Origin of the sequence: Streptococcus pseudopneumoniae ATCC BAA-960 = CCUG 49455 (genome assembly GCF_002087075.1) — a bacterium.
Classification (GTDB): Bacteria; Bacillota; Bacilli; order Lactobacillales; family Streptococcaceae; genus Streptococcus; species Streptococcus pseudopneumoniae.
Genome location: NZ_MWSM01000019.1, coordinates 148,800 through 160,960 on the forward strand (window position 1 = coordinate 148,800; position 12,161 = coordinate 160,960).

Consider the following 12,161-nt stretch of genomic DNA (forward strand, 5'->3'; position numbering starts at 1 on the left):
TTTCTAGTTCCAAATGGAAACCTGAGACTCCGACCCCAGGTTTTTCTTATTCATAGGTTACAACTGTAACGTCACCTTTGTCATACTCAGCGATAAAGATATTGGCTACATTGTCATGCCCTTGTTTGCCGAGATTATCAATCAACCACTCTTCGCTACAGCCAAGCGATTCCAAGACTTCTACTTGGATAACACCATCAGTCACAATTAGATACTTAGGATTTTCATCTCCCATTTGGACCACGATGAGTTGGTCATTTTGCTCCTGCACAGCTCGTTCAACTTGCTTCATCTGGAAAATCCCTTGGCTACGAAGTTTGAGGGTTACATCCACCCCAAACAAATCAACCGAACGACAGGCTTCTAGGTCAATCTTCTCATGTTTGATGAGGAGAGTTGGCTTACCATCAATCAAACATTTCACAAAACGAATATTATGAAGCCACTTGAGGGTCAAAACCAAAATAGTCCACATCAGTAAAATCACCTCGTACTGCAAAATGCTGATAGAACTATTGTAAATCACACCACCAATGATAGCACAGAGAACATAATTCTGAATTTAATCTGTCGCAGAGTTAGGTGCTAAGTTCCCCTTTCCTGTCACATTGATAACAAAACAAGTGAGAAGAGCCCCAAGGCCAGTTCGATTACAATTTCCATACAGTTGAGTGTCACTTGTTTACCTTCACCAATTCAATAACGTCTGTTTGATGCAATTCTAATTTCTTTAAAAGATACTTGTCTAATTCGCTCCCGTTCATAGCACGATAGACATTTGAACCTACCTTGACAAGCGCTCCATCAGTGGTAACTGAAGTATTTACGTAAACTTCTGATTTATCCACTCCCAAGTCTTTGGAAACGACCTCTATAAAATGAAGTGAAGTTTGAAATTGGTTGTTAGAGGCTTGATTGGTCTGGTATTTTGAAATTGTCACCAAAAGCATGGCTACTAAAGTCAAGGCTAAAATCATGACCAATTCCCGAAACTTAGTCCCCTTTTTATCTCGATAAGCTTTAAAAGCAAAAAAACCTGTGATAGCTAGGAGAATAATCCCAAAGCCAATCATGATTCCATTTTGCTGACTGATTTGGCTAAGAACATATTCATATGAGTAAAATTTCATTTATTTTCACGCCTTTTCATAAAATCATTCTTCATTATAAATGAAAGAGGGTGATTTTTCAAACCATACGTTGGGGAAATAGACATATCAGACCAACTTCTCAAACTAATGACTCCAGTAGCTATTTCAAGATTCTAATTTTGATAATTGATAAGAATAGACACTAGGAATTATCACTACAAAGAAAAGTGTCAAGAAGAATACCCAGTAAACATATAGTTGCACAAAGGAATTTAGAAACAATAACAATCATCCGAATACCCAAATTTTCCCAGCTAGGCGATGCGTTTTTCTCCAGTTTTTATCATTCTCTAAGGTCCACGGTAGTCGAATACCGATTATATAATTTCGGTGTGTTTTTGGTAGATAATTTCCAATTACGATCATCACGACTCCCATAAAAATCTGAGCTAGTAGCCCACTCATCATGGAATAACCCAAAGATTCTCCGAAGATAGAAATCATTAATAGACAAGATACAAAAGGAATAATCCAGTAAATCAAGAGTTGTATTTTTGAACTGATATTGCTAGATTTAGGATCCTTAATCATTAAAAATAGAAGCAACCAATGCATCAAAAGCATGAGAGTCGGTAATCCAAAGATAGCAGACATTTTATGATTGTAGCCATCTGCTTGACCCAGTAGATTAAAATGAGTGGGTATCTCCTCTGGTAATTGATTCCAGAAAACACAACCTACAAGGGAAGGTAGTAGGATGAGAATGCTCGTAAATAATACCAATTTCTTATTGATTTTTATCTTCATCAAAATGATCTCCTTTCAGATCTGCTAACCAAACCATTATATCCTCTAAAACCGATGTATTTAACTCATAATAAATAAAGTTTTTTTCTTTCATTTCATGAATCAAATCCGCTGCTTTCAAAATCGTAAGATGGTGTGAAATAGTTGCACTAGTCAACTCAAATTGACTGGCAATTTCTCCTGCAGGTAATCTACCTGTTTTGAGTAAATTCAAAATCTCTCTCCTAACTGGATGAGATAAGGCTTTAAAGCTATTTGCAAAACTCATAATGACTCCTTTCCCTCTGTAATATTAGTAGGGCTAGGACTAAGCAAGGTAGAACTGATAGTATTCCTGTCGGTGATGGGCCTAAAATCAAGAGGCTTGAAACTTTTTCTCCTGGTAATTGAAAGAGTAACCCAATACCGGCAGTTGCATTGATTGCCCCATGAAATAGGGCAGAAGCCCAGATAGAACCTGTCTTTTCAAACAACCAGCTCAACAATATTCCTAGGCTAAAACAAAATAGAAACATAGCAACAACTCCCAAAACGGGATAAGAAAAATAAGATAGTCCATAATTATAGCCTTGCAAATTGATTGGTAGATGCCAAAGACTCCAAATGAGACCAAGCAAGACATGAGTCTGGACTCTTGAAAAGCGTCCTCTTAGCACTGGGTAAAGATAGCCACGCCAACCAATTTCCTCCCCTAATGCAAAGAAACTATTAAGAAAAGGAGCGTAAGTCAAACTAGCTAGGATTTGAATCAAAGCCAAGAAAGATAAGGGAATGGCTGATTGAGAGACACCTTTTTCTTGTAAAATAGCTTGAATAGATTCAAAACCAAGGCTGAAATTGCTAGGAAATACAAGAAAATAAAGTCCCGCTCCTAAAAAACTGATAACTGCTGGTAACCAGATAGCTAGTAAGTAAAAGCGCCAGTTCCTCTTGAGATTCACGGCTAATTTAGATTTGATTCCACTAGGTTGATTCGTGATTTTCCCTAAGAGAAAGACTGCAAGCGCAGGCATCCACATGGCTACAATACTAGCAAGTTGACTCCATGGAGAATTTAGACCAACACCACCTATCCATAGTGCCAACCATATTATCCAAGCAAGGGCATAAGCCAAGACCACAAAAAGAAGGATTGTTCTCTTATTTGACATATATGTAACTTCACTTTCTATTTAGATATTTTTCTAAATAACATTATACACCTTTCTATTCTAAACACAAGAGCTATTTAGATTTTTTTCTAAATAGTTTAGGGAATTTTTATTTTCTCAGGATAAAGTCTAAAGAGTGATTTTTCAAACCATACGTTGGGGAAATAGACCTTTTTTTGGTATAATAAAATCTATAATCTGAATGAAAAAGGTAACTTTATGAAACTTATCTCATGGAATATTGATTCCCTAAACGCTGCCCTAACTAGTGATTCAGCTCGTGCCAAATTGTCCCAAGAAGTCCTACAAACCTTGGTCGCTGAAAATGCTGATATTATCGCTATCCAAGAAACCAAGCTTTCTGCCAAAGGGCCTACAAAGAAACACTTGGAAATTTTAGAAGAACTCTTCCCAGGCTACGAAAACACGTGGCGCTCTTCTCAAGAACCTGCCCGCAAAGGCTATGCTGGTACTATGTTCCTCTATAAGAAAGAACTCACACCTACTGTCACTTTCCCAGAAATCGGTGCCCCTTCTACCATGGACTTGGAAGGCCGCATCATCACTTTGGAATTTGATAAATTTTTCGTGACCCAGGTTTACACACCAAATGCTGGTGATGGTCTCAAACGCTTGGAAGAACGCCAAGTCTGGGATGTCAAATATGCTGAGTACTTGGCTGAACTAGACAAAGAAAAACCAGTTCTTGCGACCGGTGATTACAACGTTGCCCACAATGAAATCGACCTTGCAAATCCTGCTAGCAACCGCCGTTCACCAGGATTTACCGACGAGGAACGTGCTGGATTTACCAACCTTTTGGCAACTGGATTTACAGACACCTTCCGCCATGTTCACGGCGATGTTCCTGAACGCTACACTTGGTGGGCACAACGCAGCAAGACTTCTAAAATCAACAATACAGGCTGGAGAATCGACTACTGGCTCACAAGTAACCGCATCTCTGACAAGGTGACCAAGTCTGATATGATCGACTCAGGAGCTCGTCAAGACCATACACCGATTGTCTTGGAGATTGAACTCTAAGGAGAAAACGAATGGACTATCAAGCTGTCATTCCTGAATTTGTAGTATCTGACATCGAAAAATCACGTCACTTCTACTGCGACCTGCTAGGATTCTCTGTCGAATACGAGCGTCCCGAGGAGAAATTTCTCTTCCTCTCGCTTGAAGACTGCCAACTTATGCTAGAAGAAGGCAGCGCAGAAGAATTAGCTCAGCTGACCTATCCTTTCGGGCGCGGTGTCAATATTTCCTTTGGCATTGCAGATGTTCCTCAGCTCCACCAAAAACTGCTGGAAGCTGACTATCCTATCCATCGTCCCCTGACAAAAAGAGAATTTCGAGTAGGAGATAGCTTTATATATCCCCATGAATTTGCGATTTTGGATCCAGATGGCTATTTTTTAAGATTTAGCGAGTAGAATAATAAAGATTGGGAAAAAGTCTTTAAAGTTAGAAAGAGGCATATTGTCAGGTATTTAAAAACCTAATAATATGCCCTTTTATGATGGAAAAACCTTCTAAATGTTAGTCAATAAGTTAATTCTTGCCCATTTTTATTATATTTGTTCGTTTTTTAAACCAAAACACTAACAAAACAGTTGATTTCTAAAGTTATTTAGTGTAAAATAAAAACATTGGCTCAAGCCTATTTGAAATTGAATATCATGTTACTTGTTTATGTCGTGAATTGGCACGACGTTTCTACAAGGTGCCGGAACACCTAACAATAAGTAAGTTAACTTGGAGATATGGCCGTTTTTGCCATGCCTATTTTGGGGACTTACTTAGGGATTAAGTAGATCCTTTTTCTATTTCTTGCTGGAAACTATAAACAAGCAAATGGATTGGCTTTTAGACTTTAGGAGGTCTTATGAAATTATTAGAAGAGCGCATCCTCAAGGATGGGCATATCTTGGGTGACAACATCCTCAAGGTGGATTCCTTTTTAACCCACCAAGTTGACTTTAGCTTGATGCGAGAGATTGGTAAGGTTTTTGCGGAAAAATTTGCTGCTGCTGGCATTACTAAGGTTGTGACCATTGAAGCGTCAGGCATTGCCCCAGCCCTTTTTACAGCTGAATCCTTAAACATTCCCATGATTTTCGCTAAAAAAGCTAAAAACATCACTATGAATGAAGGCATCTTAACTGCCCAAGTCTACTCCTTTACCAAGCAGGTAACCAGCACCGTTTCTATCGCTGGAAAATTCCTCTCACCAGAGGACAAGGTATTGATTATCGACGATTTCCTTGCTAACGGCCAAGCTGCTAAAGGCTTGATTCAGATCATCGAACAGGCTGGAGCCACAGTCGAAGCTATCGGTATCGTAATTGAAAAATCTTTCCAAGATGGCCGTGATTTGCTTGAAAAAGCAGGTTACCCTGTTCTATCACTCGCTCGTTTGGATCGTTTTGAAAATGGTCAAGTCGTATTTAAGGAGGCAGATCTCTAATGCAAACTCAAGAAAAACATTCGCAAGCAGCCGTTCTTGGCTTGCAGCACTTACTAGCCATGTACTCAGGATCTATCCTGGTTCCCATCATGATTGCGACAGCCCTTGGCTATTCAACTGAGCAGTTGACCTACCTGATTTCCACAGATATCTTCATGTGTGGTGTGGCAACCTTCCTCCAACTCCAACTCAACAAATACTTTGGGATTGGGCTACCAGTCGTTCTTGGGGTTGCCTTCCAGTCGGTAGCTCCCTTGATTATGATTGGGCAAAGCCATGGTAGTGGCGCTATGTTTGGTGCCCTTATCGCATCAGGGATTTACGTGGTTCTTGTTTCAGGTATCTTCTCAAAAGTAGCCAATCTCTTCCCATCTATCGTAACAGGATCTGTTATTACCACGATTGGTTTAACCTTGATCCCTGTCGCTATTGGAAATATGGGAAATAACGTTCCAGAACCAACTGGTCAAAGTCTCTTGCTTGCAGCTATTACTGTTCTGATTATCCTCTTGATCAACATCTTTACCAAAGGATTTATCAAGTCTATCTCTATTTTGATTGGTCTGGTTGTTGGAACCGCCATTGCTGCTAGCATGGGTTTGGTGGACTTCTCTCCTGTTGCGTCAGCACCACTTGTCCATGTCCCAACTCCACTCTACTTTGGGATGCCAACCTTTGAAATCTCATCTATTGTCATGATGTGTATCATCGCAACGGTGTCTATGGTTGAGTCGACTGGTGTTTACCTAGCCTTGTCTGATATCACGAAAGATCCAATCGACAGCACGCGCCTGCGCAACGGTTACCGCGCAGAAGGTTTGGCCGTACTTCTCGGAGGAATCTTTAACACCTTCCCTTACACCGGATTTTCACAAAACGTTGGTTTGGTTAAATTATCAGGTATCAAGACTCGCCTGCCAATCTACTACGCAGCTGGTTTCCTGGTTCTCCTTGGACTCCTTCCTAAGTTTGGTGCCCTTGCTCAAATCATTCCGAGCCCTGTCCTCGGTGGTGCCATGCTGGTGATGTTTGGTTTTGTATCCATTCAAGGGATGCAAATCCTCGCTCGTGTTGACTTTGCTAACAATGAACATAACTTCCTTATCGCAGCTGTTTCAATCGCTGCAGGTGTCGGACTCAACAACAGTAATCTCTTTGTCAGCATGCCGACAGCCTTCCAAATGTTCTTCTCAAACGGAATCGTCGTAGCTAGCCTACTCGCCATTGTACTCAATGCTGTATTAAATCATAAAAAGCAATAAGAAAAAGAGGTGCGAGCCTCTTTTTTTGTTTATCACAAATTGATTATAAATACTATCAATCCCAATTCCCATCTAATATTTCTTTTATAAACTTCTTAGGCATCCAAAAGGAGTGTTTTGTAATCCTACGTCCATCTGGAAGTTCATCTGTATCAGATAATGAGCCTTTCCCAACAAATTTTCCTTTTTCAATTTCATAGTAAGCATTGGTAGCATGTAATTTCGTAAATAGAATTCTATTTATCTTACTTTGAGGGAAATTAGTTGAAACTTTATTACCATTTTGAGTTAATTTAACTCCGTCAGAAATAATTTGTCTAGTTTCCTGCCACACTCTTTCGATTTCTTCTAATTGTCTATCCTGAAATCCCCAAAATTTGATAGAATCTAATACAAATAGCTTAGGTTCAATTTCCTTAAAAATAACGAAGAGGAATCGTTTATTATAAATTTCATTATAAACATGTGATGATTCCCAACTATCTGTTTCTGCTAATTCTTTAAAACAATAAGTTTTAAATGGAGAGTCTTCCTTAGGTAAATTATTCTTATCTACTCGAATAACTCTCAAATTCATGTTTGCTTTTTGAAATTCTTTGGTCTTATCCAAATCCCCTGTCAAGCCTAAAATTTTTCTAATCAGAGTACTATTCTTACCTTTTGCCTTGGGATTCACTTCAAATCTATCATATAACTTTTGTTCAGAGAAACCTTTGTAGGAAAGAATCTTCTCTGCAATAACCTCAGTAAATGACTTTTTTTCACCCCTAAAATTAGCCAAAACACTTTCTTGATCTGATTGGTTAAAGATTTTATGATTAATCAGATAGGTCATATAACTTGATTTTAATTCCCAAGCTCTTTGTTTTGCTAATTCATGACTAAATGGTTGCTGTCTTAAATCCTTTCCTTTACCTGCACCTTTTGTACAAGTTGATAAATAGTTTCCATCTGATTCTGATAATTCATGTGCCCTTCCATTTTTGATTTTATCTGTAATCTTCTGATAGTCTTCAAGGATGACTGCCATATCCTCCTCAAACCATTCATATAAAAATATTTTTTCAATGACATAGTCCTTCATTGTTTGATTGGGAATTAAGCCATTGTAAAACAATAACAAAATCTTTGCACATTTTTTCCATAAATGAGTGAAGTAAAAATCCTCTAAATTTTCCTCCATATAGTTTAGTATTGTTAATACAAGTCGTTCTTTTGCACTAAGTGTCCCATTTTTGTTTATCTTAAAAGGAGTAACTTTTAACTCTACACCTATTTTTTCAAAGTCAGCTTCCGAGTCACTATTTGGCTGGTAACCATAGAAATATTTTTCAATATAATTTCCATACTGCCCTTTTGACTTCATACTAATTGCTTTATCTTGTACCTCAGAGACTACTCTATCATTATAATCGTCATATGATTTATAAAGCGAACGATTATACTCTTCCATAACATCGGAAAATTTTCTATTTAATAGTTTGTTAGAATATTCAATAACACTATCGATATCTTCATCGTTATAGTTAAATAAGTTTTGATCCATTTTCTTCTCCTATCTTTTATATTATATCAAATTAAACTAAAGCAAACATTAATACTTGATCAATCATTGAAAATAGTATATAATGGATTAAACTGTAAAAAAAATGAAGGAGAAAAGATGAAAGTTCTCGAACTATTTGCTGGAGTTGGCGGTTTTCGGATAGGATTAGAAAATGCCGATAAGCAACTCTTTAAAACAAAATGGGCAAACCAATGGGAACCATCTCGTAAATCTCAAGACGCATTTGAGGTCTATGATTATCACTTCCCCAATAGCGAAAACATCAATATTAGTATCTCTGATGTAACAGACGAACAATTTTCCAAAATGGATGCCGATATGATTGTCGGTGGTTTTCCTTGCCAAGATTACTCTGTTGCGCGTAGCAAGAAAGATGAAAAAGGTATTGAAGGAAAAAAAGGAGTTTTATTTTGGGAAATCATTAGAGCAACTGAAATCATTAAACCCAAATACTTAATTCTGGAAAACGTGGATAGGCTTTTAAAAGCGCCCTCAAAACAGAGAGGACGTGATTTTGCAATCATGCTAACAGCTTTTAATAACCTTGGATATTCTGTAGAGTGGAGAGTTATTAATGCTGCTGAGTATGGAAGAAGCCAACGAAGACGTCGTGTATTCTTTTTCGTATATCGAAATGATACAGTCTTTGCCCAAAAAAATGACAATCTTTACGAAAAAAATGAAGAAATCTTTGAAGATAATAGGTATGATGACTATATTTTCAATCAAGGTCTATTTGCAAAACAATTTCCTATTAAACCTATAGCAGTTAAAAATCGTCATGTGTTTTATGAGTTACCAAATGATATAGTTGAAGTTTCAGATACTTTTACTGGTACTGTTTGGAATACAGGAATTATGAGACATGGAAAATACTATTCTATTGATACAGAACCTAATTACAATGGCAATCCTATCACTCTAGGAGAAATTCTTCAAGATGAGTCTGAAGTACCTGAAAAATATTTTTTAACTGATCAGTCAAAATTGGAAAAATTTCAATATCTTAGAGGACCTAAGAAAATTGAACGAACATCCTCTGACGGACATCAATACATCTATTCAGAAGGAGGAATGTCCCCTTATGATGATTTAAACCTTCCAGGACGAACAATGCTTACATCCGAAGGAACAGTTAATCGTTCCACACATTTATTATTTGTAAACAATAAATATAGATTAATTACACCCATTGAAGCTGAACGCCTTCAGGATTTCCCAGATGATTGGACAGCTAAAAAGAAATTGTTAGATGGATCTATTGTAGAGGTATCTGATAAAATGAGAATGTTTTTTATGGGAAATGCTTTGGTTACTGAGATTGTAAAAGAAATTGCTAAATTTATTAAAAAAATTGATTAATTTATCTGAAACTAAAAAAGAGGTGCGAGCCTCTTTTTTGTGTGACAAAATAAAAACATCTATCTAATCATATATGCTAGTGTCATAGTTCTGAAAATCATCTGAATCAAGAACAATTTCACAACTCTTATACTTTTCTCTTACAAGTCGTTCGACTTCATCTGGATTTTCAGCCTCTATACTTACTAAACGTGATAAAGTTTCTGTAATTTCTACTGTATACTTTTTCAGTTTTAAATTGCTTTCCAATCATTCACTTATTAGCAATAATCTATATAGTTTTGGGCTTTCCAACCACTCTGGTAATTCATCTCCATATTCCCAGCTATATTTTTTATTCAATAAAAAAAGTTGTTTCTCATCACCAAACTCCATATTTTCAGACAACCACCTCACACAATCAGGGTCTGATAAAGTATAAACCATTACACATAAGTTTTCATAATTTCCGATACTTTCCTCTACCTTTAAATTCTATTATTTCTTTGTCTCTTAATATTTGAAGCTGTTGCCTAATCTTTTCTTTGATATGATTGTTCTTAACAAAGATATTTTTTAGGTCACTTTCAAAACGATACATATCTTCAAGGGTAAATTCTGAACCCTCTATCTTATCTATACAATTTAGAATTTCTATTGTCCAACCTCTTACTGAAAGAGAGTTCTTCCTTAAAAATAAACTTTGCTTAAATTCTTTTGTAACTTTTTCTGGATCTCTAACTTGTCCATTTTTCACAAAAAATATTCTTCCTTTAGAAAGTACTTGTGATAAATCAATGTTACAACCAATCCAACCTGCTCGTCTAGCAGTTGGCGCAAGTGGCTTCCTTTGAATAATTGATTTCGGTGTAACAAATTGCTTCGGAAGGACAAGAAAATTATTTACCTCAAAATTTTTTGTATAAGTTAAAAAAGAAATTAGAATTATTATCTACCTGCACACGCTCCATCATCGTTGCATAAGCACCATCATTGATTGTTGATGAAAAATTTCCTTTTTTGCTCTTTAGTTCAAACTCCTCACTACAATGATTACAGTAAAAATCTGCTACAGGTCTATTATTTTCAAAATGATTTAAAGGATTTTTCCCACAATTAGGGCAATAAGACTGACGATAAACCCAATCCTCCATTAAGATACGTGCCTTCTGACTATTACTTTTATAGGTTTCTACTAGTTCTAAATTAAATTGTAATTCCATTTAAAAATTCCTCACTAATATGAGAATTCACTCGATATAAGCAATTAAAATCTACTATAACTAGTATACCACATATATGTACCTATTACATTTGTATTTCATCATTCTCTTTTATATTTCCTTCTCACATATCTCATAAAATATACCCTAGTTCTTGAGCTAATTTTAAAGAAAAAGCATAAAATTGAGCTATATTCGCTGGTATGGTAATTGCCATGGCAAGTCCACCTGGTAATCCTGCAACAACAGAAGTCCCACTCGCTAATAAAACATTATCCCTAATACAGACATTAGCCACTCGATCTAAGATTTCTTAAGATAAGAGAGACGTTGGGCCTTGTTCTAATAAGGTAGGAATGTCCTGTGAATCTAATTCTTTGGAAAACTTATCCACTAAAAACTTCGAACGATCAACCTTAACAACAGGTAGTTTCACCACTTGTTGCAATACTTGCATAGCTAAGTCTTGTTCAGCCATATAAATACCTCTTTCTCTTGTATCTTTATCTCATAATATCACACTATCTAAATTTTATAAATCTTTTTAATAATTTTTAATACTCTTCGAAAATCAAATTCAAACTACGTCAGCTTCACCTTGCCCTACTCCAGTACAGCCTGCGGCTAGTTTCCTAGTTTGCTCTTTGATTTTCATTGAGTATAAGTCTAGAAAGATTCCCCCATCATGTTTTATTGCCTTTTTCTCCACCAAAAAAGAGGGTTGCCCCTCTTCTTTAGTTCTTATCCAGATTGCGTAGCATCTCGTCAATCTTGTTTCCATACTCGATGGACTCGTCTTTGACGAAGGTCAAATCTGGGATTTTGTACAATTTCAAATTGCGACCAAGTTCACGTTTGATGGTACCAGTTGCTTTTTCAAGCCCGATTTGGACTTTTTGGATATCCGAAGCAAGGTTACTCAAAATGGTGTAATAAACCTTGGCAACAGACAAGTCACCCAGCATCTGAACATCTGTGATGGTCACACCTTGGACACGTGGATCACGGACTTTCTTTTGCAAAATCTCATTGACTTCACGCTTGATTTCCATGCCCACACGATCTGTACGGAAATGATTTGCCATGATATTCCTTTCTCTACTTTGAACCAAAAGCTAGGCCAGCAGACCTAGCTATTTTTATTAGATAGAGGAACTAGAGCCATTTGAATCTAGGAAACAAGCCTTAGATAGAACTGAAGTTCATCAAGGCGCTGTTGACGACGAGTCAAATGAGCTAT

The 12,161-nt window shown here is 36.9% G+C and carries 10 protein-coding genes, 5 pseudogenes and 1 riboswitch; of the genes and pseudogenes, 5 read left to right on the forward strand and 10 right to left on the reverse strand.

All coding sequences use genetic code 11. The annotated features are described in order from the left end of the window. Positions 1-46: 46 nt before the first annotated feature. From B4W83_RS05520 to B4W83_RS05540, 5 genes and pseudogenes are all read right to left on the reverse strand, one after another. A pseudogene (locus tag B4W83_RS05520) lies at positions 47-678 on the reverse strand (DUF421 domain-containing protein). Beyond that, the gene (locus tag B4W83_RS05525) at positions 675-1,130 is read right to left on the reverse strand and encodes a DUF3290 family protein (RefSeq protein ID WP_000675346.1); all 456 of its coding nucleotides are present in this window, start codon (positions 1,128-1,130) and stop codon (positions 675-677) included. Before B4W83_RS05525 ends, B4W83_RS05520 begins: the two are co-directional and overlap by 4 nt. A gap of 126 nt (positions 1,131-1,256) precedes the next feature. Beyond that, a pseudogene (locus B4W83_RS05530) lies at positions 1,257-1,898 on the reverse strand (SdpI family protein). Then, on the reverse strand, positions 1,879-2,166 hold the full coding sequence (locus B4W83_RS05535; protein ID WP_000006513.1) for an autorepressor SdpR family transcription factor: 288 nt from the start codon (positions 2,164-2,166) through the stop codon (positions 1,879-1,881). Before B4W83_RS05535 ends, B4W83_RS05530 begins: the two are co-directional and overlap by 20 nt. Next, positions 2,150-3,049 carry a CPBP family intramembrane glutamic endopeptidase gene (locus B4W83_RS05540; RefSeq protein ID WP_000066793.1) on the reverse strand — a complete coding sequence of 300 codons (900 nt, stop codon included), beginning with the start codon at positions 3,047-3,049 and terminating at the stop codon, positions 2,150-2,152. The genes B4W83_RS05535 and B4W83_RS05540 overlap by 17 nt, the downstream gene beginning before the upstream one ends. 219 nt (positions 3,050-3,268) lie before the next feature. Between B4W83_RS05540 and B4W83_RS05545 the strand changes: the two genes are divergently transcribed. From B4W83_RS05545 to B4W83_RS05560, 4 genes are all read left to right on the forward strand, one after another. Next, positions 3,269-4,096: an exodeoxyribonuclease III gene (locus B4W83_RS05545; protein WP_000767458.1), complete on the forward strand. Its 828-nt coding sequence runs from the start codon at positions 3,269-3,271 to the stop codon at positions 4,094-4,096. An 11-nt stretch (positions 4,097-4,107) separates the two neighbouring features. Continuing rightward, a complete protein-coding gene (locus B4W83_RS05550) occupies positions 4,108-4,494 on the forward strand; it encodes a bleomycin resistance protein (protein WP_000386216.1) in 387 nt (128 codons plus the stop codon). A gap of 233 nt (positions 4,495-4,727) precedes the next feature. Then, a riboswitch (purine riboswitch) is annotated at positions 4,728-4,823 on the forward strand. Between the two features lie 123 nt (positions 4,824-4,946). Beyond that, complete coding sequence (locus tag B4W83_RS05555) at positions 4,947-5,528, forward strand: xanthine phosphoribosyltransferase (protein ID WP_000770400.1); 582 nt, start codon at positions 4,947-4,949, stop codon at positions 5,526-5,528. After that, the gene (locus B4W83_RS05560) at positions 5,528-6,790 is read left to right on the forward strand and encodes a nucleobase:cation symporter-2 family protein (protein ID WP_001194509.1); all 1,263 of its coding nucleotides are present in this window, start codon (positions 5,528-5,530) and stop codon (positions 6,788-6,790) included. The genes B4W83_RS05555 and B4W83_RS05560 overlap by 1 nt, the downstream gene beginning before the upstream one ends. Positions 6,791-6,845: 55 nt before the next feature. Here B4W83_RS05560 and B4W83_RS05565 read toward each other — a convergent pair whose 3' ends face one another. Next, entirely contained in the window at positions 6,846-8,336 is a 1,491-nt protein-coding gene (locus B4W83_RS05565) for a Sau3AI family type II restriction endonuclease (RefSeq protein WP_000372610.1), read from the reverse strand. A gap of 117 nt (positions 8,337-8,453) precedes the next feature. Here B4W83_RS05565 and B4W83_RS05570 point away from each other — a divergent pair, with 117 nt between their 5' ends. Beyond that, the gene (locus tag B4W83_RS05570) at positions 8,454-9,719 is read left to right on the forward strand and encodes a DNA cytosine methyltransferase (protein WP_000865858.1); all 1,266 of its coding nucleotides are present in this window, start codon (positions 8,454-8,456) and stop codon (positions 9,717-9,719) included. 63 nt (positions 9,720-9,782) lie between these two features. Here the strand turns inward: B4W83_RS05570 and B4W83_RS13360 are convergent. From B4W83_RS13360 to rbfA, 4 genes and pseudogenes are all read right to left on the reverse strand, one after another. Continuing rightward, positions 9,783-10,163 (reverse strand): annotated as a pseudogene (locus tag B4W83_RS13360) (DpnD/PcfM family protein); the annotation flags it as partial. Continuing rightward, a pseudogene (locus B4W83_RS12370) lies at positions 10,159-10,921 on the reverse strand (DpnI domain-containing protein). The pseudogenes B4W83_RS12370 and B4W83_RS13360, both read right to left, overlap by 5 nt. Before the next feature lie 139 nt (positions 10,922-11,060). Further along, positions 11,061-11,399, reverse strand: a pseudogene (locus B4W83_RS13365) (hypothetical protein); the annotation flags it as partial. Positions 11,400-11,655: 256 nt separating this feature from the next. Then, complete coding sequence (rbfA, locus tag B4W83_RS05595; RefSeq protein WP_001273597.1) at positions 11,656-12,006, reverse strand: 30S ribosome-binding factor RbfA; 351 nt, start codon at positions 12,004-12,006, stop codon at positions 11,656-11,658. Positions 12,007-12,161: the final 155 nt, after the last annotated feature.